At 74.6% G+C, this 25,067-nt stretch carries 17 protein-coding genes; 12 read left to right on the top strand and 5 right to left on the bottom strand.

The genetic code is table 11. The features are described 5' to 3' along the window. The first annotated feature begins 15 nt into the window (after positions 1 to 15). Positions 16 to 2,184 carry an OmpL47-type beta-barrel domain-containing protein gene (locus tag AMK27_RS10680; protein WP_079188401.1) on the top strand — a complete coding sequence of 723 codons (2,169 nt, stop codon included), beginning with the start codon at positions 16 to 18 and terminating at the stop codon, positions 2,182 to 2,184. 113 nt (positions 2,185 to 2,297) lie between these two features. On the opposite strand, the gene AMK27_RS10675 is transcribed toward AMK27_RS10680, so the two are convergent. Continuing rightward, positions 2,298 to 4,097 carry an ATP-binding SpoIIE family protein phosphatase gene (locus AMK27_RS10675; protein WP_073904995.1) on the bottom strand — a complete coding sequence of 600 codons (1,800 nt, stop codon included), beginning with the start codon at positions 4,095 to 4,097 and terminating at the stop codon, positions 2,298 to 2,300. Positions 4,098 to 4,232: 135 nt separating this feature from the next. Between AMK27_RS10675 and AMK27_RS10670 the strand changes: the two genes are divergently transcribed. From AMK27_RS10670 to AMK27_RS10655, 4 genes are all read left to right on the top strand, one after another. Then, positions 4,233 to 4,607, top strand: a complete 375-nt coding sequence (locus AMK27_RS10670) for a PadR family transcriptional regulator (RefSeq protein ID WP_241847409.1) — start codon at positions 4,233 to 4,235, stop codon at positions 4,605 to 4,607. Next, on the top strand, positions 4,604 to 5,167 hold the full coding sequence (locus AMK27_RS10665) for a hypothetical protein (protein ID WP_073904993.1): 564 nt from the start codon (positions 4,604 to 4,606) through the stop codon (positions 5,165 to 5,167). Before AMK27_RS10670 ends, AMK27_RS10665 begins: the two co-directional genes overlap by 4 nt. Before the next feature lie 99 nt (positions 5,168 to 5,266). Next, positions 5,267 to 6,685: a diacylglycerol/lipid kinase family protein gene (locus AMK27_RS10660; RefSeq protein WP_073904991.1), complete on the top strand. Its 1,419-nt coding sequence runs from the start codon at positions 5,267 to 5,269 to the stop codon at positions 6,683 to 6,685. A gap of 80 nt (positions 6,686 to 6,765) precedes the next feature. Beyond that, the gene (locus AMK27_RS10655; protein ID WP_073904990.1) at positions 6,766 to 7,158 is read left to right on the top strand and encodes a hypothetical protein; all 393 of its coding nucleotides are present in this window, start codon (positions 6,766 to 6,768) and stop codon (positions 7,156 to 7,158) included. Positions 7,159 to 7,196: 38 nt separating this feature from the next. Here the strand turns inward: AMK27_RS10655 and AMK27_RS10650 are convergent, their stop codons facing one another. The 4 genes from AMK27_RS10650 to AMK27_RS10635 form a co-directional block, all read right to left on the bottom strand. Continuing rightward, positions 7,197 to 8,498 carry an MFS transporter gene (locus AMK27_RS10650; protein ID WP_445194846.1) on the bottom strand — a complete coding sequence of 434 codons (1,302 nt, stop codon included), beginning with the start codon at positions 8,496 to 8,498 and terminating at the stop codon, positions 7,197 to 7,199. 137 nt (positions 8,499 to 8,635) lie between these two features. After that, positions 8,636 to 9,565 (bottom strand): hypothetical protein, encoded by a 930-nt coding sequence (locus AMK27_RS41760; protein WP_073904988.1) that lies wholly within the window; start codon positions 9,563 to 9,565, stop codon positions 8,636 to 8,638. Between the two features lie 4 nt (positions 9,566 to 9,569). Then, the gene (locus AMK27_RS10640) at positions 9,570 to 10,151 is read right to left on the bottom strand and encodes an RNA polymerase sigma factor (RefSeq protein ID WP_073904987.1); all 582 of its coding nucleotides are present in this window, start codon (positions 10,149 to 10,151) and stop codon (positions 9,570 to 9,572) included. A 79-nt stretch (positions 10,152 to 10,230) separates the two neighbouring features. After that, complete coding sequence (locus AMK27_RS10635; RefSeq protein ID WP_073904985.1) at positions 10,231 to 10,707, bottom strand: hypothetical protein; 477 nt, start codon at positions 10,705 to 10,707, stop codon at positions 10,231 to 10,233. A gap of 941 nt (positions 10,708 to 11,648) precedes the next feature. Here AMK27_RS10635 and AMK27_RS10630 point away from each other — a divergent pair. The 7 genes from AMK27_RS10630 to AMK27_RS10600 all read left to right on the top strand — a co-directional run bounded on the left by AMK27_RS10630 (position 11,649) and on the right by AMK27_RS10600 (position 25,066). Further along, on the top strand, positions 11,649 to 13,736 hold the full coding sequence (locus tag AMK27_RS10630; protein WP_073904984.1) for a BTAD domain-containing putative transcriptional regulator: 2,088 nt from the start codon (positions 11,649 to 11,651) through the stop codon (positions 13,734 to 13,736). 154 nt (positions 13,737 to 13,890) lie between these two features. Beyond that, positions 13,891 to 16,146, top strand: a complete 2,256-nt coding sequence (locus AMK27_RS10625; RefSeq protein ID WP_073904982.1) for a TOMM precursor leader peptide-binding protein — start codon at positions 13,891 to 13,893, stop codon at positions 16,144 to 16,146. Then, positions 16,136 to 18,205 (top strand): TOMM precursor leader peptide-binding protein, encoded by a 2,070-nt coding sequence (locus tag AMK27_RS10620; protein ID WP_073904981.1) that lies wholly within the window; start codon positions 16,136 to 16,138, stop codon positions 18,203 to 18,205. Before AMK27_RS10625 ends, AMK27_RS10620 begins: the two co-directional genes overlap by 11 nt. A gap of 41 nt (positions 18,206 to 18,246) precedes the next feature. Then, positions 18,247 to 19,974 (top strand): nitroreductase family protein, encoded by a 1,728-nt coding sequence (locus AMK27_RS10615; RefSeq protein ID WP_073904979.1) that lies wholly within the window; start codon positions 18,247 to 18,249, stop codon positions 19,972 to 19,974. Positions 19,975 to 19,986: 12 nt separating this feature from the next. Beyond that, entirely contained in the window at positions 19,987 to 22,803 is a 2,817-nt protein-coding gene (locus AMK27_RS10610) for a lantibiotic dehydratase (RefSeq protein WP_073904977.1), read from the top strand. Continuing rightward, on the top strand, positions 22,791 to 23,963 hold the full coding sequence (locus tag AMK27_RS10605) for a lantibiotic dehydratase C-terminal domain-containing protein (protein ID WP_073904976.1): 1,173 nt from the start codon (positions 22,791 to 22,793) through the stop codon (positions 23,961 to 23,963). The genes AMK27_RS10610 and AMK27_RS10605 overlap by 13 nt, the downstream gene beginning before the upstream one ends. After that, positions 23,960 to 25,066 (top strand): M50 family metallopeptidase, encoded by a 1,107-nt coding sequence (locus AMK27_RS10600; RefSeq protein ID WP_073904974.1) that lies wholly within the window; start codon positions 23,960 to 23,962, stop codon positions 25,064 to 25,066. Before AMK27_RS10605 ends, AMK27_RS10600 begins: the two co-directional genes overlap by 4 nt. Position 25,067 lies beyond the last annotated feature (1 nt).

Raw genomic sequence — 25,067 nt, 5'->3', positions numbered from 1 at the left:
CTGGCCGCCGTGGCGATGGTCGTCGGCCTGACCTCGGCGGCCGCCTACGGCAGGGCGGACGACACGCGGCGCGGCGACGGCGCGGGCCGGACCGCCGCGGCGCAGGTGCTGACCTGGAAGGCGGGCGATCCGATCGACCGCTTCCTGGAGTTCCCGACCACGGCGGTGGCCGGTGCGACGACGATCGTCTTCGAGAACAGCGCGGCCACCGGCAACACGACCGGCATGCCGCACACCCTGACGTTCGACGTCTCCGACCCGGAGTACAACAACGACGTCCCGCTCAACATCCTGGCCAACCCGAGCGACGCGAACGGCGGCCGGCACACGGCCGAGGTGACGCTGACCCCGGGCCGGTACCTCTTCAAGTGCACGATCCCCGGGCACGGCCAGATGCAGGGCATCCTCACGGTCACCGAGGGCGGCGGCGAGGACACCACCGCGCCGGAGACCACCGCGAAGGTCGAGGGCGACCGCAACGCCGACGGCGCCTACGTCGGCCAGGCGACGGTCACGCTCGGCGCGACCGACGCCGGTTCGGGCGTGGACAGGGTCGAGTACGCGATCGGCGCGGACGGCCCGTGGCAGCCGTACACGGTCCCGGTCGTCGTCGACCAGGTCGGCGCGCACGCCATCCGCTACCGGGCGAGCGACAAGGCGGGCAACACGGCCGCCGAGAAGACCGCCGCGTTCTCGGTCGTCGCCCGGCCCACCGACGACACGACGGCGCCGGAGACCTCGGCGACCGTGTCGGGCGAGCGGGACGACCAGGGCCGCTACCTCGACATGGCCACGGTGACGGTCACCGCGTCCGACACGGGGTCGGGCGTCAACACCATCGAGTACGCGCTCGGCGACGGCGCCTGGCAGCCGTACACCGCTCCGGTGATGGTGCACCAGGCGGGCGAGCACACCGTCCGCTACCGGGCGAGCGACAAGGCGGGGAACACCGCCGCGGTGAAGTCGGCCGCCTTCACGGTCGTCACCCAGCCCGATCCCGACACCACCGCCCCCGAGGCCGCCGCCTCGGTCGCGGGCGTGCGCGACTCCGACGGCGCGTACCTCACCAGCGCCACGGTCACGCTGTCCGCGTTCGACGCGGACTCGGGCGTCGAGCGGATCGAGTACTCGCTCGACGGCGGCCCCTACCTGGCGTACACCACCCCGGTGATCGTCGACCGCGTCGGCCGCCACACGGTGCTGTACCGGGCGACGGACAAGGCCGGCAACACCTCCGCGGCCCTGAGTACGGCCTTCACCGTCGCCGAGGGCGGCGGCGTGCCCGCGCCCAGCTGCCCGGAGTTCGACGAGCGGCTGACGGTGATCGTCGGGACCGTCGACACCGGTGTCCCCAACCGGATGACGAACCGCCGCTGCACGGTCAACGAACTCATCGAGGACGAGAAGGACTGGTCCTCGCACGCGCTGTTCCTCAAGCACGTCGACACGGTGGTCGACCGGCTGCTCGCCGACGGCGTCATCGACACCCGCGAGCACCGGAGGATCTACCGCGCGGCCCAGCAGTCGGGCATCGGCAGGCCGGGCCAGACCGAGGGGTACCGCGACCTGTTCGACGGCTCCGCGGCGAGCTTCTCGAAGTGGCAGCACGTCGGCGGCGGAAAGTTCGGGCTGAGCGCGGACGGGGCGATGACCAGCAGCACCACGGTGCCGGGCATGGGCATGCTGTGGTTCCCGCAGCGGCAGTACGGGGACTTCTCGCTCAAGCTCCAGTGGCGCGACGACGCCCCCGGTGCCGGCAACGCCAACGGCGGGGTCTTCGTCCGCTTCCCGTACGTCCACGACAACCCCGAGGAGAGCCGTCCCGAGTGGGTCGCCATCAAGTACGGGCATGAGATCCAGGTCCTGGACCGGCCCGACGGCGACATGTACAAGACGGGCTCGCTCTACGGCTTCGACCGCGTCGGCCTCGCCGGTGCCGGTGTGACGCCGAAGGGCACCTGGAACGACTACGAGATCCGGGTGGAGGGCCAGCACTACTCGGTCTTCCGCAACGGCAGGCTGATCAACGAGTTCGACAACACCGGTGGCCAGGCCTTCCAGCCGCCGCGTGGCGACGACCCGGGCACGGACGGGCGGCGTTACGCCTCCGGTTACATCGGGCTCCAGGTCCACGGCACGACGGACGTCATCTCCTACCGCAACATCCGGGTGAAGGAGCTGTAGCCGAGCCGAGGACCGCCGAGGACCCAGGAAGGGGCCCCTCTCCCACGACGGGAGAGGGGCCCTTTCCCGGCCGGTCGCACGGGGGCGGGGCAGGTGGGCGGGTTCCGCTCCGCTCAGGTGGGCAGGTTCTGCTCCGCCCACACCACCTTGCCGGAGACGGTGCGGCACGAGCCCCACCGCCGGCACAGCATGTTGATGAGCTGGAGGCCCCGGCCGCCCTCGTCGCTGAGGTCCGCGTGCTGGATCTGGGGCAGGTCGGGGCCGGTGTCCGAGACCTCCACGACCAGGCGTTCACCGCGCAGCAGCCGGAGCCGACCGGGGCCGTTCCCGTAGCGCAGGGCGTTGCCCACGAGCTCGGAGACGACGAGTTCGCAGACGTCGGCGAGTTCCGCAAGGTCCCACGCGTCGAGCTGGTCCGTGACCAGGCCGCGGGCGACGGACGCGGCCCGCCCCTCCTGCGGCAGCTGCCACTCGCACAGCTCGGCCGGGGTGCCCGGCGCCGTCGTCGCCACGAGCAGCACGGCCTCGTCGAAGCGGCTGGCGTCGGTGGGGGCGCAGTCCGTCAGGCCGCCGCGTTCGAGCGCCTCGGGGGTGAGGCCGCGCGCCGCCGACCGCAGCCGCTCCAACTGGTCGTCGAGGTCCTCGTGCCGGGACTTGACGAGGCCGTCCGTGTACATGACCAGATGGCCGCCCGCCGGGACCTCCAGGCGGATCGGGTCGTACGGGATCACTCCCGCACCGAGCGGCGCGCCGATCGGCACGTCCACGAACGCGGCGGTGCCGTCGCCGGCGACGAGCAGCGGGGGCAGATGACCGGCGCTCGCCAGGGTGTAGGTGGAGTCGGCCGGGTCGTGGACCGCGCAGAGGAAGGTGGCGACCTGCTCGTCCTCCAGGTCACGGGTGGCGAGGTCGAGCCGGGCGAGGACCCGCTCCGGGGCCATGTCGAGGGTCATGAGGGTGCGGGCGACCGCCCGCAGGCGGCCCATGGTGGCGGCGGCGGGCAGTCCGTGGCCCATGACGTCGCCCACCATCAGGGCCGTCCGTCCGCCGGGCAGGGCCATCACGTCGTACCAGTCGCCGCCCACGCCGTGGTGGGCGGTCGAGGGCGTGTACTCGGCGTGGACGCGCAGCCCCGGCGTCACCGGGGTCGCGCGGGGCAGCAGGCTGCGCTGCAGCGACACCACGTGCTCGCGCTCGCGTCCGTACAGCCGGGCGTTGTCGATGTAGACGGCGGCCTGCGAGGCCAGCTGCTCGGCGACCGCGAGGTCCGTGTCGGAGAACGGGGGCGTTCCGGGCCCCCGGACGAAGTCGGCGCTGCCGAGCAGCAGACCGCGGGCGATCAGCGGCACCGCGAGGTAGCTGTGGACTCCGGCGGCGCGCATCTTCGCCGCGGCGCTCTCCGTCGGCGCGACCCTGGAGAAGTCGTCGTGGCGCATGTGGCTCACGAGGACCGGCCTGCCCTGCCGCAGACAGAACTGGTGGAGGAGCGTCTCGTGGGCCTCCTCGGTGCGGACGAAGGTCTCGCCGACCGGGGTGGGCTCCAGGGAGGCCAGCTCGTCGACGACGCTGAGCGCGGTGGCGCGCAGCAGCGGGACGCCCGTCCCCGTCCAGCGGGAGCCCTCCTCGCCCCGCAGGACGCTCTCCAGGATGTCGACGGCGGCGCCGTCGGCCAAGGTGGGCACGATGAACTCGGCCAGTTCCTGAGCGGTGCGCTCCAGGTCGAGGGTGGTGCCGATCCTGGAGCCCGCGGAGTTCAGCCAGGCGAGCCGGTCGCGCGTGGTGACGCGGTCGAGGGGGACGTCGGCGTCGCTCCGGCCGAGCCTCCTGCGGGCGCCGGCCGAGCGGAGGACCGAGGCGCCCTTTCCGGCCGAGGCACGGCGGACGACGCGCCGTCTCCCGTTGCCATCGTTCACTCTTTCGGCCTCCAGACAGAAACTCGTCCGCTGTTGGTGCACATCATGCACCGGCCTCCCCCTCCTGGCCGATCAGGGCGGCACGACTTCTCACTCTCTTGTGGCGCAAGACAGTGGCCGATTACCATGCACCGCATGACAAAGGAGCTGCCGACGGCCGGTGACCAGCGGCGCAGTCAGCTCCTGCGCGGCGTGCTCGACCTGTGCCTGCTCTCACTGATCGCCGAACGTCCGCGGTACGGCTACGAGTTCATCGAGGCGCTCACGGAGAGCGGACTCGAACTCGTCGGCGAGGGCAGCATCTACCCGCTGCTGGCCAGGATGGAGCGCGCCGGGCTCGTCGAGCCGTTCCGCGCCCCGTCGTCCAGCGGCGGGGCACCCCGCAAGTACTACCGGCTGTCCGGGGCCGGCCGGGCCGAGCTGGAGCACGGCCGGACCGTGTGGCGGGGGTTCACCGCCCAGGCCGACCGGATTCTCACCCGAACGACCCACGGGGGAACGACACCATGACCCACGAGCACGTCCTCGCGGTCTGCCGCAGCAACTGGGAGTACCGGGGCCTCGACGACGCGACCGTGCGCGAGATGCTCGCCGAACTCACCGCCCACCTGGAGGACGCCGAGGCGGCCGGCCGCACACCGCGGGACGTCGTCGGCCGCGACGTCACGGCATTCGCCGCGTCCTGGGCCAGGGCCCGGATGCCGCTGCACCGGCGGGCCCTGAGGATGGCGGCGATGGTTCCGTTCGTCGCGGGCGGGCTGCTGCTGGTCTCGCACCTCCTCCATGGGACGACCGTCGTGGACATCGACGCCGGGCGGCTGGCCTTCTGGGCCGCCATCGGGGTCGTCACCGTGGTCCTCGAACTGCGCCGGGGCAGCCTCGGCTTCGCCAGGGGATGGATCGTGGCGCTGGTCGTCGGGCTGCCGGTGCTGGTCCTGACCGAGAGGCTGGTCGGCGAGAGGACGCTGTTCCTGGTGCCCCTGTGGGGCAGCGCCCTGCTGACGCTGCCGGGCATCGGGTACCTCGTCGCCGAACGGCGGCGCGCCCCGGGCCGCACCGCGGCGTCCTGAACCGGCCGCGTCCTCACCCGCACGGCCCGGCAGGGATGCCCGTCCGTCCCGGAGCGTGAACGCTGGGGGCACGGACCGGGCCGAGAGGTGGGACACGGGATGAGCCAGGACGGCAGGGGCGGGGCGCGGACGGCGGGATCCGGTGGGGGTACCGCGGCGCGGCTCCTGGCCCGGATCGCCGTGCTCGCGGCGGTCGGTTCACTGGTCGTCCTGGTCCTCGCGATCGGTGACGGCGGCCTCGTGGTCCTCCTGGCAGGTCTGCTGGGCCTCGTCGCCTGCGCCGCGGGCGTGTGGTGGTTCCTGGCGCACCGCGGCGCGGTACGCCTGCTCGGGGCGCTCGTCGCGGTCGCCGCGCCCGTCGGCGTCCTGGTGCTCTTCGCACACGACGGGCTGTGGCGCACGGCTCTGCTGCTGGTCGTGTGCTGGGCCCTCGCGCTGGCCTGCGCGCGGGCCGCGCTGCGCAGGGCCCGACCCCGGCGGAAGACCCGCTCCTACCCGGCGTCCCGGCCCCGGAGCGCGTTCCTGATCATGAATCCGAAGTCGGGGGGCGGGAAGGTCGGCCGCTTCGGCCTGGTCGACCGGGCGGAGGCACTGGGCGCCCGGGTGACGGTCCTCGATCCCGACGCCCCTGCCGACGTGGCCGCGCTCGCCCGCGAGGCGGTGGCCGACGGCGCCGACCTGCTCGGCGTCGCCGGCGGCGACGGAACCCAGGCGCTGGTCGCGGCGGTCGCCGCCGAGCACGACCTGCCGTTCCTCGTCATCTCGGCCGGCACCCGCAACCACTTCGCGATGGACCTCGGCCTCGACCGCTCCGACCCGTCCCGCTGTCTCGACGCGCTCACGGACGGCGAGGAGCTCCGGATCGACCTCGGCGACGTCGGCGGGCGGCCCTTCGTCAACACCGTGTCCTTCGGCGTCTACGCCGATGTCGTGCAGCGCCCCGAGTACCGCGACGACAAGGCGGGCACGGCGCTGACCCTCATGCCGGACCTGCTGGTCGGCGAAGGGGTGCGCCGGCTCGACGCACGGATCGACGACACGGCGCTGACGTCCCAGCAGGCCCTCCTGATCAGCAACAACGCGTACACCTCGCCCGACGTCCTGAGCGGCGGCGGCCGCCGGCCCAGTCTGGACGACGGGGAGCTGGGCGTGCTGGGCATCCGGGTGGAGGGCGCGGCGGAGGCGGCGGACCTCGCGGTCCGCGGCTCCCAGTCCACCGGACTCACGGTCACGACCGCCCGCCGGGTCGAGGTCACCTCGACCGTGACGGGCGAGTCGGGCCCGGACGACACCGGCGGGGGCGACTCGGGTACGGAGGAGATCCCCGTCGCGGTCGACGGGGAGGCCCTGCGCATGACCACGCCGGTCGTCTGCACGCTCCGCCCGGGCGCCCTGCGGGTCGTGGTGCCGCGCCACCGCCCCGGCGTCGTCGCCCCCGCCCCGCGCGTGGACTGGCGGCGGCTCTTCGACCTGGCCTTCGGCCGTCCCGTGCCGAGCCCCCCGGGACAGGACGGCTGACCGCCCGGGAGAATGGCACCCCGGGCCGTTCCGCGGACGTACGTGGTCGTGGCCCGACCGAGCGGAGAGACGAAGGACCGATGACGCTGAAAGTGGGCCGGCGCGTGCGGCTGGCGGTGGAACTCGCCCTGACGGGTCAGGTCGTCCCGGCCGGGGAGACCCCGGCGGAGCCGGCCGCCGCCGTGGGCTTCCTCGCCCTCGCGGCGGGCACCGAGGGAACCGTCGAAGAGGTGGAAGACGACCGCCGGGAGAGCACGGAGGTCCGCGAGTACGCGCGCCTCAAGTCGCTCCTGGACGACTTCGGCCACCAGATGCCGCCGGGGAGCCGGGCTCAGCTGGAGGAGCAGGTCGCCGCCCTGGAACCGGCGTGGATCGCGTACCAGGAGGCGGAGATCCCGGTGCGGGTCCGGGTCCGCCTCGACAACGGCTTCGTCCTGCGCGACACGGCGGGGAACGTCTTCGTCGCGGTCTGACCCGGCGGGGTGTCTTCGCCGCCGGCCGGCTCAGCCGGTCACGGGCCCTTCGCCGGGACCGGTCGCCGGATCAGGTACGCGGCGGCGGAGGCGACGAGCACCAGCATGCAGGCGATGAAGACCAGACCCGCCCCCTCCAGGCCGAGCGGATCGGCCAGCACTCCCACACCGATCACCGGGATCGAGATGCCGGTGTACGCGACCACGAACAGCGTCGAGATCACGGCCGCCCGCCGGTCCGGCGGCGCCGCGGCGGCGACGGAGGCCAGGGCGGCGCGGAACGCCAGGCCCTGGCCCACTCCGCCGACCACGGCGGCCAGGACGACCAGCGCGAGAAGGTCCGTGTACAGCGCCGCCCCGAGAAGGACGAGACCGCCGAAGAGCACCACGCAGCCCAGGGGCAGCGAGCGCGCCACCCCGACCCGGTCGACGGCGAGCTGCCCGGCGGTGGAGGCGAAGAAGGCGAGTGCCACGATCAGACCGCTCACGGCGTGGTTGTCGACGTGCAGGTACCGGGCGAGGAACGCGGGGCTCACCGAGGTGAACACCCCGAAGAGGGCGAACCCGACGAAGGAGGCGATCGCCGCCGGTACGAACACCGCCCGCACCTGCGGCGGCAGCGCCGGCCGCTGCGGCCGCACCGCCGCCGGGCCGCGCCGGTCCCGTACGGTCTCGGGGAGCCACAGCAGGACGCCGACGGAGACCGCCACCAGGCCGAGGTGCACGGCGAACGGCAGGACCAGGGGGTCGGGGGCGTACTCCGCGAGGAGTCCGGCGAGCAGCGGCCCGCAGCCGAGCCCTCCCATGTTGGCGGCGGTGGCCACGAGCGTCGCCCGCGACCCGCCGCCGCGCGGGGCAAGCTCCATGACGTACGCGGTCGCCGCCCCGGTGAAGAGGCCGGCCGACAGACCGGAGAGGAGGCGGCCCGCGTAGAGCCAGCCCAGGGCGTCGGCGAGCAGGAAGCACACGGCGCTCGCCGCCGCGAACCCCAGGCCGCAGAGCAGGGTCGGGCGTCTGCCGACGGTGTCCGAGGCGTTGCCCGCCAGCAGGAGGACGCCGATGACGCCGAAGGCGTACACGGCGTAGACGACGGTCACCGTCAGCTCGGAGAAGCCGAACTTCTCCTGGTAGAGGGGGTAGAGCGGGGTCGGCAGCGTGGTGCCGGCCATGCACACGACGAACACGGCTCCGGCGAGCAGACACCGCAGCCAGCCACGACGGTCACCCTGCTCGCCGGCGTCACCCTGCTCATCGGGGTCACCTTGCTCGCCGGGCTTCACCTCCGAGCCGGCATCGCCCTCCATGCCCCGATCGCGTTCCCCACCACGTTCGCGTTCCACGCCCCGGTCACCTTCCATGCAGCGGACCGTATCCCCGCCGAGCGCCGACCCAGGGGCGCGAACTGCGGCAATGGCGTGGACGTCACCCGGTCGACGAGGGCGAGGGGCGGGCGGGCGGGCGAGGGGCCGTCGGAACGTCAGGGCTGGGCTCGGCCCGGGTCGTTCCCCGGCCCCTTCCCCGGTGCGCCGGCCGGTGCGCGGGGCGGCGCGTCGGACGGGACGTCAGCCGGCGCGTCGGTCCGGGAATCCGCCGACGCGTCGGTCCGGGCCCTGCTCGGCGTGGGCCCCGGTCCCTTCCCCGGTCCACGCTCGTGGCCGTGCTCGTGCCCAGGTGCGTGGCCATGCGCGGGGCCGTGCTCGTGCCCGGGCGCGGGGCCGTGCGCGGGGCCGTGCTCATGCCCGTGCCCGTGCCCCGGCCGCTTCCTCTGTCCCTTCTCCGGACCGTTCCCGCCCCCGCGGTCCGGTCCGTTCCTCTTCCCGTGCTCCCGGTCCGTTCCCTGGCCCGGGCGCGTCGCCGGCCGCGTGGCCGGGCTCGGGGGCAGGGGTGCGGATGTCTCCGCCGCCGGCGGGGTCGTGGTGCCGGCCACCGTGGCGGCGGTGGTCCCGCCGAGCGTGGGAGCGGAGGTCGCCGGGACGGGCGCCGGCTCGTCCGCGAAGGGGCTGGGCAGGTCCACGGCGGCGAGAGCCGCTCCGCCCAGCGTCACGCTGGCGACGGCGGCGACGAGGGCGGTCCTCAGGGAGCGCCGGCGAAGTCGCCGCGCGGCGCCGGGAGTCCAGTCGTCGCGACGGCGTGCCCGGCGCGTACGGGCGGGGACGTGCAGGCCCGCGTCCCGCGCGGCGCGAAAGGCGGTGAGCGCGCTCGCCTCCGTCCTGCCGACCGCTTCACCGAGTGTCGTCCCGCTCTCGGCGGCCCCGCCCGCCACGGCCCCGTCCGTCGTGGCTCCACCCGTCACGGCCCCGCCCGTCACGGCCCCGTCCGTCGTGGCCGGGGTCGGCGTCTCCCGGCCGCCGCGCAGCGCGGACCGCAGAGACCGCTCCAGACCCTCGTACCGGTGCTCCTCGGGCATCCCCTCACCTCCCTGTTCCCCTGAGTTCCCGCGCCAGCCGCTTCAGTCCCCGGTGTGCGGCGGACCGTACCGCACCGGGGCGTTTGCCCAGAACCCGGGCGGCCGTCGGGCCGTCGAGGCCGACGACGACCCGGAGCAGCACGGCTTCGGCCTGCTCCCTCGGCAGGCCCCTCACGAGGACGAGGGCCCGCTCCGTGGAGAGGGCCTCCAGGGCTTCCCCCGCCGTGTCGGCGGCGGCGGGCAGTTCGAGCACGTCCGGTTCGAGCAGGGCCGGCCGGGGACGGGACCGTGCCCGCCGGAGATGGTCGAGTGCCCGGTGCCGGGCTATGGTCGCGGTCCAGCCGCGGAAGCCCACGCCGTCGCCGCGGAACCGGCCGAGGTCGCGGGCGATCTCCAGCCAGGCGTCGGAGGCCACGTCCTCTGCGTCCTCGCCGACGATGCCCCTCAGGTAGCCGAGGAGCCCCGGAGAGACGGTCCGGTACGCGTACGCGAAGGCCTCCTCGTCGCCCTCCTGTGCCCGCGCGACGGCCGAGCCGAGCTCGGAATCGCGCGCGGCGGCGGGCGCACGCCCGGTCCCCTCGTCCACACGTTCCTCTTCACCCCGGGTACGTCCGCGAACCTCCGGTCGCGTCGGTGTACCGGAAGCCAGTCATCCTGTCAGAGCGTCAGCACGTGCCCGCCGCCAGGCCGTCCGGCGCCCGGACCGGCCGTCTGCGGCTTCGCGGCGGCCGTCTCCCGTGCACGGTGAGGAAGTAGGTCTGGAGGGATTCCTGCGGTCCGATCTCGAAGCGGTTCACGGTCCGGCCGAGCGGATTCCACACCCGGCCGTCCGGCATCCGCGACCCGACGGGGTGGGCGAAGACGGAACGGAGCAGGTGCTCCGGGGGGATGTCGACCCAGACCGCGCCCGCCTCGCGCACCAGCACCTCGCCGAGGTAGGCGCCGATGCCGATCAGGGGTCCGGCCAGGTCCTGTCGTCCGGCGCCGCCCTGCCGGAGTCCGTCGACGAGCCGGTCGACGACGCGCAGGCTCGCCGCGGTGTAGTCCAGCGGCAGCCGCGCCCTGGCGGTGGCGCGCCCGACGAACTCGGCCGCGTGCCGCCCCATGTCCGCCGCGGACAGCGTCAGGTCTTCGCGGTCCATGCGTGATCGCCCTTCCCTTTCCCTTCGAAGCGGCGTGATGCGCCGGATGATCAAGCGGAAGTCGGCCCGGAAACATCACGGAGGCCGCACGTGACGCTGGTCACACGCCGTCGCGGGGCGTCGGCCGCCGTCCACGTTCCGCGGCGTTCTCGTTCCGTCGCGCTGTCGCTCCGTTGCGTTCTCGCTCCGCCGGGGTCTCACTCCGGGGCGTTCTCGCTCCGTTGCTTTCTCGTCGCGTTGGCCGGAAGTCGCCGGGAGCGCCCCGCCGCCGGCGGCACCGCGGGGCCTCCGGCAAGGACCGGTCCCGGCTCGTCCACCGTTCGCGCGGGGGACGTTTCGTCGAGACGTGTCGTTCACGCTGGTCACGGGCCGCGGGTCGAACCGCCGGACGGAGTGCGGCGGAACGCCCGCCCGGAAGCCTCCGGGGCAGCCGCCGTTCACGGCCACCGGGGCCGATGCCGGACGGTCGGAAAGCGGCCATTCTTGGCCTCGGGCCCGCTCCGTCGACGATCTCCCCGGGGCGGCGGCTCGTTCCCGGCGGTCGTCCGGATACCGGACGGGCAGTGTCATGACCTCATCACAACTCTCGCTGGCCCGCACACCCCCGCCTCATTGCACGCCCCGAACCGAACCGTCAACCACGCACCGGCAGATGTCCGGAAGAACTCAGGCCCCATCCCCTCCCCGGCACCGCCGCTGTACCTTCCTCCTGACCCTGAGGCCGACCGGGGTCGCCCCCGCTCCCGCCCCGCCCGGGCCGCTCCGGCGGCCACAGCAGCCCAGCGCGTCGCACTTCCCCCCGTGCCCCCTCTGCCTTCCCCGGTGGTTCGCCATGCCCGCTGCACCCGCCCGGCCCCCGACCTTCCGCCCCCGGCCGCAGGATTCCGGCCGACCCTAGGGACCCCACCTGGCATCAGCGGACGAGGAAGGCGGACACGACGGTGCGATTCCAGTTACTCGGGCCCCTGAGCGTCACCGACGGGCGGGACGTCGTGATGCTCCCGCCCTCCAAACCGACGGCGCTCCTCGCCGCGCTGCTCCTCCGGCCGGGTTCGATCGTCCCCACCGACCGCCTGCGCGACATCGTCTGGGGCGAGGAGCACCCCACGACGGCCAAGACCGCCCTGCAGAGCTGCGTCCTGCGCCTGCGGCGGCTGTTCGCCAAGTACGGCATCGAGCACCAGGCCGTCCTCGCGGTGGCCGGCGGCTACCGCATCGACGCCGACGCCGACACGCTCGACCTGCTCCACTTCCGCCGACTCGTCGCACGGGCGGCCGCGTCCGGCAACGACTCCGAGCTGTACACGCTGCGCAGCGCGCTCGCCCTGTGGCAGGGGGGCCTGCTCTCCAACGTCCCCTCCGATCTGCTGCACCGGGACGAGGTGCCCCGCCTCGCGGAGGAACGGCTGCGGGTGCTGGAACGGGTCTGCGACATCGAGCTGGAGCACGGCCGATGTCGCGAAGCACTCGTTGATCTTTGGGAGGTTACGCGCGTATACCCGGCCCACGAGCGGTTCGCCGAACAGCTCGTCGAGGCTCTGTACCGGACCGGCCGGCAGACCGAGGCGCTCGCGGAGTACCGCAGGATCAAGGGCCATCTACGGGAACGGCTCGGCGTCGACCCCCGGGCCGAACTCCAGCGCCTGGAGATGGCGATCCTGCGGGGCGAGGACCTCGGCCGCGCCGAACCGACGCGACGACGGGCCGCGCCCTCGGAGCGGACCGCGATCCCCGGCGCGCCGAGGCCCCAGGACACCCCGGGGTCCCTGGCCACCCCGAGGTCCCCCGACTCCCTGGGGTCCCTGGGGTCCTCGGGCTCGCCGGCTTCTCCGGCTTCTCCGGCCTCTCCGGGCTCTCCGGGCTCCCCGGCTCCCGCGGACCGGGAGGCCGTCGCCACCTCGATCGCCTCCCCCGTCGCCTCCCCCGTCGCCACCCCGATCGCCTCCCCCCTCGCCTCCCCGCCGCCCCCACCCCTCCCCTCCGTCCCCGGCTTCACCGGCCGAGAGGCCGAAGTCGACTCCTTGGTCCATCTGTTGACGGCCGAGAGACCCGAAGGTGACGCCGAGAGAGCCCCGTTCGCCGTCCTCTCCGGAGCGCCCGGTATCGGCAAGACCGCCCTCGCGCTGCATGTCGCCCACCTGGTGGGCCGTCACTTCCCCGACGGCTGCCTCCTGCTGCCGCTGACCCGTCCGGACGGCAGCCCCCGCCCGGCGGAGGAGGCCGCCGACGAGCTCCGCCGGGCGCTGCCGGCAGGGCGCGGAACCGGGCTGAGCGGGGGCCGCTCCCTTCTCGTCCTCGACGACGTCGTCCACCCCGACCAGGTCCGCCCGCTGCTGACCGCGTACGCCTGCGGCGCGGCGATCGTCACCAGCCGGATGGGCCTCGCCGCGCTCGTCGCCACCCACGGCGGCACCGTGCACCGGCTCGGCGCCCTCGACCCGGAGCAGTCGCAGGCGCTGCTCACCGCCGTCGTCGGCCGGGAGCGGATCGCCGCCGAGCCCACGGCGGCACTCACCCTGGCGGCGGCCTGCGGCCACCATCCGCTCGCCCTCCGGATCGCCGCGGCCCGGCTGCTCACCCGGCCCCGGCTGCGCCTCGCCGACTACGCGGGCTGGCTCCGGAACGACCCCGTCGGCCGGCTCAGCCTCGCCGACGATCCCCGCATGTCGGTTCCGCAGCGGCTCGACGAGGCCCTCCAGCGGCTCCCACCGGCCCTCGCCGACGCCCATCTGCGCCTTGCCGGGTCACCCCACCACCCGCTCACCGCCTCCGGGGCGGCCGGTCTCCTCGGCCTTCCCGAGGACACGGCGGAACAGGTCATCGAGCGCCTCCTCGACGCGGGCCTCCTGGAGGAGGGGCAGCCCGGGGACTTCTGGACGCACGACCTGCTGCGGGCGCACGCCCGCCGTGCGGCCGCAGCAGGTCGTGCGCCCGGCTCGTCCGTAGGCCACGCCCCCGCACTGCTGCGCCCGCCCCGGCACGGGGAGTCGCCACAGCTCGACGGGAGCAGGCCGGCCGCCCTGAGGTGACGGCGGGCACTCCTCCCCCGTTCGCCGCACCGAGCCGGCACGACCCGACCCGAAACCCGACCTGGCCCGCCCCGCACCCCGCACCCCGCACAGCAGTCGGCCCACCACCCCGGGCTCCATCTCGCCACCCCGCAACGAGAGGTGTGACGCACGCATGACCCTTACGTCGTACGCGGAGATCGCCGGAACCCGGCCCCGAGTCCGTCGCGATGTCCTGTTCACCCAGACCCCCAACGGCGTGATCTTCCACAACGCCGACGGCGGGTTCCAGCTCACCGCCAAGTCCGGCTACCGCTTCGCCACGCTCCTCATGCCGTATCTGGACGGCAGCCGAGCGGTCGAGGAGATCTGCGCGGGGTTCGGCGACACGCAGAAGGCCATGGTGGGTGAGCTGGTGCAGGCGCTCTACGGGCGCGGCTTCGCCCGCCCCGTGCCGGCGCCGGAGGAGACGGCCGCCGAGCCCGTGCCCTCCCCGGAGGCGGCGGCCCGCTTCGCCCCGCAGATCGCGTACATCGACCACTACGCCGACGACGCCGCGGGCCGCTTCGCGCGGTTCCGGGAGACCCGGGTCGCGGTCCTCGGCGACGGTCCGGTGGCCCGCTGGTGCGTGCTCTCCCTCGTCCGGAACGGCTGCGCCGCCGTCGGCGTCGAACGCTCCCTCGCCGAGGGGACCGCCGGTGTGACGCCGGAGGAGTTCGCGGCCGTCCGCACGGAGGCCGCAGCCCTCGCCGCCGAGGGCTGTCCCGTCGAACTGCCCCTGCTGCCGGGGCGGGGCGCGGCCGACGGCGGGAAGGCCTGGTCGCCGTACGAGGGGTACGACGTGGTGGTGGCCGCCGCCGGGTCCGACGTGCCGGGTCTGGTGCTGCCGCTGCTGCGGGAGGGTGTGCCGCGGGGCCGTACGCTGCTGCCCGCCTGGACGTTCGGCGGCTCGGCCGTCGTCGGCCCCGCGACGACGGCGGACTCGGCTTCCTGCTGGTCCTGCGCCGCGCTGCGGCTCGGCGCGGCCGGCGGTTCCGCCGCCTCGGATGCCGCCGAGCTGTGGAGCGGTCTCGCCCTCGGCACCGGCACGCCGGGCGCCCTGCCGACCGGGCCGCTCGCGGCGATGCTCGGGAACCTGCTCGGGTACGAGGTGTTCCGGCTGGTCACCGGGGCCCTGCCGGCCGAGACCCGGGAGCGGGTGCTCGTCCAGTCCATGGCCAGCCTCGATGTCGCGTCGGAGCCGCTGCTCGCCCACCCGCACTGTCCGTTCTGCTCGTCCGCCGCGGGCCTGCCCGAGCCGGTCGACGTGACGTCGGCACCGGCGCGTCCCGCGTTCCTGCCGACGGTCGCGACCGCCCCCGACGACGACGCCGCCCAGGGACCGCTCGCCGAGCTGGAGCGGCGCTCGTCGCTCGTCCGGCCCTTCACGGGGGTCTTCACCGCGTACGCCGACGAGCCGCTGACGCAGACGCCCCTCAAGGTGGGCTCGGTGGTCCTCGGCCTGGGCGCGCGGGGCACCCGTACGATCACCGCCTTCGACGTGCACCACACGGCCGGTGCCCGGCTGCGGGCGCTCGACGCGGCGGCGGTGGTCTACGCCGAGCACGTGGTTCCCGCCCCGGTCTCCACGGAGCCGCTGGACGCCCTTCCGCCGGTCGCCCCCGACACCCTGACCCTCGCGTCGGGCACGGGCGGCTCGGGCGGTGCGACACGCTGGACCCCGGCCGCCTCGCTGCTCACCAAGGAGCTCGTACGGGTGCCCGTCGGCGCCGTGCGCCCCTTCGGCCCGGACAACGCCGACCGCCGCTTCGAACCGACCAGGGCGGGAGCCGGAGCCGGGTCGGACCTCCCGGAGGCGGCGGCCGCGGGACTGCTCTCGGCCCTCGCCCACGACGCCCTGCGCCGGGCCGTGACGGGCTCCGGTGACACCACCCGGATCGCGCCCGAGGTCTTCGGCACGGACCCGGAGACGACGTTCCTCCTCCGGTCGGCCGCGCTGCTCGGCCTCACGGTCGAGCTGCTCGACCTCGGCGAGCGGGACCGCTCCGGCGCCTCGGTCGTCCTGGCGAGGACGGCGACCGGTGAACCGGACCCCGGCCGCTGGGCCGTCGGCGCCGCCCTGGACCTGGCCGCGGCCGCCGTCGACGCGGTACGGGACCTCCTGGGGGAAGTCCAGCTGGCCGCGGAGGGGCGGGACACGGACCCGGGCGACCCGCTGCTGCGGGACCTGGCCGTGGCCCTCGTGCCGGTCACCGGCGACGGGTCCGCGCGGGCGCCGGGCGATCCCGTGGACTGGCCGCACGTCCTGGAACGCCTCGCCGCCACGGGTCGGGACGCCTTCGTCGTCCCCACCCACGCCACCGACCTGCCGACGGCGGGCATCCACACCGTGCGTGTCCTGCTCACCCGGGCGGCCGCCGATGCGAGCTGAGACCGTGGCACCGCCGCAGGGCCGGACCGCAGGCCCGCCGCACGCCGACACCTCCGGCCCCTCTGTCGCCTCCGGCGCCTCCGGCGCCTCCGACGGCTCGGGTTCCTCCGGCGTCCCCGGTACGGGAGCCCGCGCCGGATCGTCGTCCCGGTTCGCCGTCGCCCTGCGCGCGGCGCTCGACGAGATCGGCCCCGTTCCGGACGGGCCCGTGCCGGATCTGACGGTCGCCCCGCTCGGCGTACGGGACGCGTACCGGAACACGTACCGGGACACCCCCGACGACCAGGGGCCCCTCCGCAACTCCGCCGCCGCCCACCCGCTCCCCGTGCACCTCTACGGGCGTCAGGTCATCGTCGGCCCGTGGCCCGCGGCACCCGGGGGAACCGCCCGCACGGACCGCGCCGGCTGCGCGACCTGTCTCCGGCGCCGCTGGCAGGGAGTGCGGTCCGTGCCCCTGCGCGAGGGACTCGAACTCGGCTCGGAGACCCGGTCCGCGGGCGACTGGCCGTACGGCGTCCCCTTCGCCGCCGCCGCCGTCGCAGCCCTGATCGCGGGGCTCGCGGAGCAGCGGCCCGCGCCAGGACCGTACCCCCGTGTCCAGTTGGTCGACCTCGACAGCCTGACCGTGCGGAGCCATCCGCTCGTGCCCGACCCCGAGTGCCCCTCCTGCGGGACGCCCGAGGAGGACACCGCCGAGAACGCGGCGCTGACGCTGCGTCCGGCGCCCACGTACCGGCCGGGGGCCTTCCGGGTCCGCCGGATCGAGGACCACCGGCTGCCCGTGGACGCGTTCGCCAACCCCCACTGGGGCGCGATCGGCCCGTCCGTCGTCTGCGACGTCGCCTCCACCACCACCTCGGCCACCGTCGGCTGCTTCTCGTCCCGCTCCGGGGAGTACCTGAGCGAGACGTTCTGGGGCGGCCACGCCGACAGCTACGCGGTGAGCCAGCGCATCGGGGTGCTCGAAGGCCTCGAACGCTACGCGGGGATGCGCGCCCGGACCCGGCGGGCCCACCTCCGGGCGTCGCTCGACGCCCTCGGACCGGTGGCCGTGGACCCGCGCGAGACCGGGCTGTACGCGGCCGCGTTCCACCGCGACAACCCCCGGGTGCGGCCCTTCGCCCCGGACCGGAAGATCCCCTGGGTGTGGGGGTGGTCGCTGCGCGACGCGGCGCCGCGGGCGGTGCCGGAGATCCTGGCGTACTACCACGCGCCGGGCCTGGAGAACCGGTTCGTGCAGGAGAGCTCCAACGGGTGCGCGTCCGGCGGCAGTACGGAGGAGGCCGTCTACTTCGGCCTGATGGAGGTCGTCGAGCGGGACGCGTTCCTGCGCGCCTGGTACGCACAGGTGCCGCTGCGCGAGATCGATCCGTCGACCAGCACCCGGGCGAGCACCCGGCACATGGTCGACCGGCTGGCGATGTACGGCTACCGGGCGCGCTTCTTCGACACCCGGGCCGACCTCCCGGTCCCGGTGGTCACCGCGTGCGCCGAGCGGTTCGACGGGGGCGTGGGCCGCATGTGCTTCGGCGCGGGCGCGGGACTCGACCCCGAGTCGGCGCTGGACTCGGCCCTCTGCGAGATCGCCACCGACTCCGTCAACCTCGTCGGGCGGACCCGGCGCGACGAGGCCCGGCTGCGGGCGATGGCCGCCGACTTCGACCGGGTCACGACGCTCCACGACCACCCGCTGGTCTACGGCGTCCCGGAGATGGGGCGGCACGCCGACTTCCTGTTGCGGCAGCGGGACCGCCGGCCGCTCCTCGCGGTCGCCGACCTCGCGTGGCCGGACGCCGAGGGCGCCGCCTTCTCCACGGACCTGCGCGAGGACCTGCTGCGTGCCGTGGGCGCGGTGACGGCCGCCGGCTTCGACGTGGTCGTGGTCGACCAGACCCTGCCGGAGCAGCGCGCGCTCGGTCTGCACACCGTCAAGGTCCTGGTGCCGGGCCTCCTGCCCATCGACTTCGGCTGGTCCCGGCAGCGGGCCCGCCACATGCCCCGGATGCGCGCGGCCCTGGGCGCCGCCGGGCTCCACCCCGCGCCCCACCCCTTCCCGTAGCGGCGCCCGTCCCGCACGCCGTCCGAAAGGAGGCCTCCCCCATGGGGTACGCCCATGAGTACGCCGACGCCGTCCTGCACCGCGGCCGCGTTCCGATGGAACCCGCCGACTTCGTCCCCGACTGGCCCGACGGGCCGCGCAGGGGGAAGTTCTACCCCGGTGCGGAGGCCTACGCCCTGCCCGACGGGGACGACGTGCCCGACGCGCCCGCGTGGGCCGGGCTCCTCCCCGGGTCCGGCGGCGGGCCCACGGCCGGAGCGCCGGCCGGTCCGCCGGGGGCGCCCGGCGGATTCACGCTGCCCCTGCTGTCCGCGATGCTCAAGGACTCGTACGGGCTGACCGGCCGCCGGCTCGGGATCCAGGCCAACAGCGACCTGTCCGGGCTGCCGTTCTACACCCACGCCAACTGGTCCCGCGGTACGGCGGGCGGCGGCGGTCTCTACCCGGTCGGCGTCTACTGGGCTTCGGGTCCCTCGGGCCCGCTCACACCCGGCGTCCACTACTACGACGTCCAGCGGCACGCCGTGCAGCGGCTGCTGACGGGCGACGTGACGGCCCGGGTCCGCGCGGCGCTGGGTCCTGACGCCCCCGCCGAGGCCGTGGAGACCGACCAGTACCTGGTCCTCGGCGTGAAGTACTGGCAGACGGCCTTCAAGTACAACAGCTTCGGCTACCACGTGGTCTGCACCGATGTCGGGACCCTCGTGCAGACCTGGCGCGTCTGGGCCGCCGCCCGCGGCCTGCGGACCGCGCCCGTCCTGTGGTTCGACGAGCCCCGGCTGAACGACCTGCTCGGGACGGTCGGCGAGGAGGAGGGGGTGTTCGCCGTCGTGCCCCTGCGCTGGGACGCCGACGGTGACAGCAACGGCAACGGCAACGGCAACGGCACTGTCCCGCGTACGGCGGTGGGCACGGAAACCGGCACGGCGGTACGCGCCCGTGCCCGGGGCGCCGGGGGCCGTGGCGGGGTCGACGGCCCCGGCCCGGCGGTGCGGCACCGGGACGTCGAGCGCTCGCGCACCGTCATCGCGTTCCCCACGGTGCTCGCGATGCACACGGCGACCGTGGCCGGCGCCGCCGACCGGCCCGCGCCCGGGGCACTCGCCCCGGCGGCCGCCCGGCCCGTCCCCGCGGGCGGCACACGGGTTCCGCTGCCGGCGCCTTCCTTCCCCGATGTGCCGGTGCGCCGCGTCCTGCGGAGCCGGCGCAGCAGCTTCGGCCGCTTCGACGCGGCAGAGCCCGTAACGCCCGGCCAGCTGTCGTCCGTCCTCGCGGCCTGCGCGGCGGCCTCCCTGGGCGGGGAGGCCGATCCGGACGGCGCGCTCCGGCAGGTCCGGCTGTACGCCTTCGTCAACCACGTCCGGGACATCGCGCCGGGCGCGTACGTCTACGACCCCGCCGCGGGCGATCTCGCGCTGGTCGTCCCCGGCGCGCAGGGGGCGTTCCTCCAGGAGAACTACTTCCTGGCGAACTACAACCTGGAGCAGGCCGGCGTCGTCCTCGTGCCGACGGTGCGGACGAAGGCCGTCCTGGACGCGGTCGGAGACCGCGGTTACCGGCTCGCCGTCGGCACGGCGGGCGCCGTGGCCCAGACGTTCTACCTGGCCGCGTCCGCCCTGTCGCTCGGCGCGGGAGTGGCGCTGGGCTTCGACAACGTGTCGTTCGTCGAGCGGCTCGGCCTGGAGGGCACCGAGGAGGCGCCCCTGCTGATCATGCCGCTCGGCAACGAGCGGCCCGGACCAGCCGACTTCCGTCACGAGATCGCCTGAGGGGGAGCCGCGATGACACTGCTGACAGGCACAGGCACAGGCACCGACACCGACACCGACACCATGGTTCCGCGTCCGGTCTCGTGGGAGGTGGGCCGGCGTTTCCTGCTCCGCGCCGCCGGGCTGCCCGTGGAGACCGTGCACGGGCTGCGTTGCCCGCGGACCCGTGACTGGGCCGACGAGGTCCTGACCCGCGAGGAACGCCTCGCCGATGGCGGCGCCGCCCTGAGCGAGGAGCTCCACGCCCTGGTCGAGGCGGCCGACGCCGTCGGCGACGACGCCCGCCGGGCCCTCCTCGCCCTGCGCCGCCGGCTCTTCAACAACCGGCTGCCCGCCGACCCGGCGGCGGCCGTACGACTCGTGACCGGACTCGACGGGCCGACCGGCGCGCGGGTCTCCGCCTGGCTGGACGACCGCGTCGCGCACGGCGCGCTCCTCGGCGCGGGACCGGCCCTCCTCGCGGAGGAACTCCGCACCGCACGAGCCGAGTTGCGGGCCGCGCTCGCCCTGGAGCCGCTGCGCCGGGGCCTGCTCCTGGCCTCACCGGTCCTCGACGGCCGGCTCGACGCCTACCTGGGTGACACCGGGGCCGAGCCGGGGAAGCGGATGCGCAAGGTCGAGCGGTCGGCCCTCGCGTACCTCTACCGCACGGCGTGCAAGACCAGTCCGTTCAGCACGCTCACCCCGGTCGCCACCGGGGTCTTCGACACCGGGGCGAGCGAGGGCGCCGACCTGCGCGTCGACGGGCCCGAGGCCTGGACCGGTCACGTACGGCTCAACGTGGTCGCCCTGGGGCGGCTCGCCGAGCTGATCCTCGCCGACCCCGTGCGCCGCCAGGACCTCCCGGTCGCCCTGTCCCCGGGCTGGGGCCGCGACGAGGACCGGATCCGCTACGTGCGGCAGTGGGTGACGAGCGGCGACGACGACGCGTCCGTCACCTTCGACTCCGTCCGCGACCGGCTGTTCTACCTCCGGGGCAGCGGGACCCTGGAGCGACTGCTCGCGTTCCTCGACGGGCGTGCGGGGCTGCGCCACCGCGACCTGGTCGACTGGCTCGGGACGGAGCACGGTGCCGAACCCGCCGAGTGCGAGCGGTACGCCGACGCGCTCCTCCAGCTCGGCATGGTCCACGTCCCCAGCCTGCGCACCGATGTGCACAGCCCCGACCCGCTGCGGTCCTTCCGGCTCGCCCTGCGCGAGCCGGCCGTCCCGTGGGCCGACGCGGTGGCCGACTCCCTCGGCGGCCCGGCCGCCTGCCTCGCCGCGTACCCGGCCGCCGGTCTCGCCGAGCGGCGCGCGCTCCTGCGCACCCTTCGCGAACAACTCCTCGACGTGCAGCGGCAGCTGGGGGCGGAGGAGCCCACCCTGCCGCGCACCCTGCTCTACGAGGACGTCGACGCGGGCGCCGACCTGCCGTGCGGCACGGGACTTCTGGCGGGTGCGACGGGGCGGGCGCTGCGGGCGGTCGAGGGGGTCCTGCCGATGTTCGACCTCACGCTGCCCCACCGCATCACGCTGCACGGCTTCTTCCTGGCACGCTACGGGCGCGGCGGCCGCTGCGACGACCTGCTCGGCCTGGTGCACGACTTCCACGAGGACTTCTTCGACCAGTACGTCTCGTTCGCCGCGAAGCGCACGCCGTTCGACGGGAACGGTGAGTACGTCCCCGAGGAGAACTGGCTCGGGCAGCCCGCACTGCGCGCCCTCGACGACGCCCGCCGCCACTTCGCCGCGGGGATGCGGGAGTTGTGGGAGTCGTGGGAGCGGAGCGGCGCGGAGGACGAACTACGGCTCCCCGAAGCTCTGCTCGCCGCCGTGGCGGGTGAACTGGAGTCCCTGGTCGACGACTTCGTGCCCCAGAGCCATCACCTCCAGGTGGCCCAGCCCGGTCCGGGCGGCGAGGCGCGTCCCCGCGTGGTCCTCAATCGCTCGTACGGCGGACTCGCCTTCCCCTTCAGCCGTTTCACCCACGCCTTCGACGGGGTGACGGCGGCCGGGCCGTCCGATGGGACCGGGCTCTCGGAGCGGTTGCGCACCGAGCTGCGCGACCGCGGGCCGAGGGGGGCGGTGTTCGCCGAGCTGACCGGCGGGCCCGTCACCAGCAACCTCAATCTGCACGGCAGGCTGACGGACTACCAGATCGTGTGCCCCGGCGAGACGTCCACGGTTCCGGAGGACGCCCGACTCGCCCTGGACGACCTGTCGCTGGAGCACGACGTGCGGACCGACCGTCTCGTCCTGCGCTCGCGCCGGCTCGACCGCGAGGTCGTACCGGTCTACCTCGGGTACCTGGTGCCGGTGGCCCTGCCGGAGATCCCCCGCACCCTACTGCTGCTCTCGCCGAGCTCCATGACCCCGACCGACGTCTGGGGCGGTGTTCCCGAGGGTGCGGCCGTCGACGGCGTCACGCGCAGGCCGCGGGTAGTGCACGGCGACATCGTGCTGAGCCGTCGCGGCTGGACGGCGGACGCCGCGGTGCTGCCGGTCCGCCGCCCCGGCGCGGACCAGGCGTCGTGGTACCTGGAGTGGCGGCGCTGGCAGCGCCGGCACGGCCTGCCCGACCAGGTCTTCGCCACGGTGCTGCGCGAGGGCCGCAGGGCCCTGGGGGCCAAGCCCGTGTACGTGGACTTCGCGAGTCCGCTGTCTCTGACCTCATTCGACGCCCTGGTGGACCAGGAGCCGGGCGCCGGGGTCGCGCTGCGCGAGATGCTGCCGGCCGAGGACGCGCTGCATCTGGCATCCCCGCAGGGCCGGCACGTGGCCGAACTGGCCGTGGAGACCTTCACCTACCGCCACCGCACCGAGGACGGCCCGACATGCCGGAACTGATCTCCCCGCACCCCTCACCCGCCCCCGCGCCCCGCGTCACGCCCGGCCCCGCCCCGGCCGCCCACGGCTCCCCCGCCCAGGGGCCGGGCGCGTGGATCGCCCTGCACGTGTTCTACGCCGCCAGCCCGCGGCCGATGCTGGTGGACTGCGTGCGGCCGCTCGTCGCCCGGCTCACCGAGGAGGGGCTGCTCGCGGGGCACTTCTTCATCAACTACTGGCTGGAGGGCCCGCATGTGCGGCTGCGGCTGCGCCCCGCGAGCGCGGCGGCGGCTCCCGAGGTGAGGCGGCGGGCCGAGGAGGCGCTCACCGCGTTCCTGAAGAGCCGCCCCGCGCTGTACGAGGTCGACTCCGGCTTCCTCAAGGACTTCTACAACGCCCTGTTCGACATAGAGTTCCCCGGGGAGGACCGGGGACGGTACATGGGCGACGACGGCCGGATGAGGCTGCGGCCGAACAACACGTTCAGCGAGGAGCCGTACGCTCCCGAGTACGCCAAGTACGGAGGCCCGGCCGGTGTCGAGCTCGCCGAGTGGCACTTCCGCCACTCCAGCGAACTGGTCGTGGACGCCTTCCGCACCATGAACCTGCACCTCCGCACCGTGCTGCTCGGCACCTCCGCACAGCTGATGATGGTGATGGCGAGCTGCTTCCTGCCGGAGGAGGAGAAGCTCGCCGACTACCTCGACGGCTACTACGCGTTCTGGCACCGCGCCTTCCCCGGGACCGGTTTCATCGGGTCCAAGGAGTACGAGCGGAACTACGCAGAGATGGCGCCCGCCCTGGGCCGCCGGTTCGCCGCCGTCCGCGCCGCGATCGCGAGCGGCGAGCTGGAGCGGCTCCCCTCCTTCCTCCGGGGCTGGGCCGAGCACTGCCAGGAACTGCGTTCACGCATAGAGGAGTTGACGCTCCGGGGCGAGCTGCTCTTCCCGCCCCGGGAGGGCCCCGCCCGCGAGGACGCCGGGCAACTGCGCGCGGAACCCGTGGACTCCGTCCCGACGGCGCCGCTCCTCCATCTGCCGTCGGTCCTCCCCCGGCTCCTCTCCCCGTACATGCACATGACCAACAACCGGCTGCATGTGACGATCCGCGACGAGGCCTATCTCTCCTTCGTCCTCGGCCAGGTCCTCAGAGACCCGCACGTCGCGGCGGCGGACGCGTGACCGCCACCGCCGCGCGGGCCTATCGCCCCGCCCTCCGGCCGGGCGTACTGCTCAGCCCGCCACTGCTGCGCGGCCCCCGGACCGTGCACCTCGTCAGGCACCCCGTCACCGGAGCCGCGTTCGAGGTCGGGATCAAGGAGCACTTCCTCATGGCGCGGCTGGACGGCACACGCAACCTGGACGACCTCGCCCCCGTGTACGCGGAGCGGTTCGGCCGGCGGCTCGGCGAGGAGCACTGGAACCGGCTCCTCGGCCTCCTCGGCACCCGGGGCCTCCTCGTCGGCGCCCCCGATCCGGCCCCGCCGGCCCCCGCGCCCCCACGCCCCCACTCCTTCTGGCGCGGCACCCGTCCGATGGTCGCGGACGCCGAGGCGACCACCGCCCGACTCCACCGCACGCTGCGCCCCCTGCTGCACTCGGCCGTCCAACTCCCCCTACTGGCAGCTGTCTTCGTCCTCCTGGGCCTCCTCGCCTGGCGCTCGGGGGCGCTGCTCGACGGCACCGCCGAGCTGGTCGGGCGGCCGTTCGCGCTGATGGGCGTCGCCCTCTTCCTGTGGGCGAGCATCACGCTCCACGAGCTGGCGCACGGGATCGCCGCCCAGCACTACGGCGGGCACGTCGCCGAGATCGGCCTCCGCTGGCGGTTCCCCGCCGCCCTCCTCTACTGCACGGTCGACAACTACCTGTTCCTGCCGGGCCGGAGGGCCAAGCTGGTCATCGCCGGGGCGGGCGCCTACCTCAACATGCTGCTCCTGCTGCCCTTCGGCGTCTGGTGGTTCCTGCTCTCCGCCGACGCCCCGGAGCGCTCCCCCCTGGCCGGAGTCCTGGTGCTCGGCACCATCCAGGCGCTGAGCAACCTCGTACCGCTGCCGCCGCTCGACGGGTACCGGATGCTGGGACACGCCGTCGGAGCCGATCACCTCGCCCCCGAGACCCGGACCTACCTGGCGTTGCGTCTCCGCAGGGCCGCCGGAGCCGAGGCCCTGGCCGGCTATCCGGTACGGGCCCGGCGGATCTACACGGCGTACGCGCTCGGCTCCGCCGTCCTGGTCCTCCTCCTCGCGGCGGCCACGATCACCTTCGTCCTCCACCTGCTCGGCTGAC

Source organism: Streptomyces sp. CB02009 (genome assembly GCF_001905825.1).
Lineage (GTDB): Bacteria > Actinomycetota > Actinomycetes > Streptomycetales > Streptomycetaceae > Streptomyces.
Note: the sequence above shows the minus strand (reverse complement) of the source record. Positions and strands in the feature narration are given on the sequence as shown.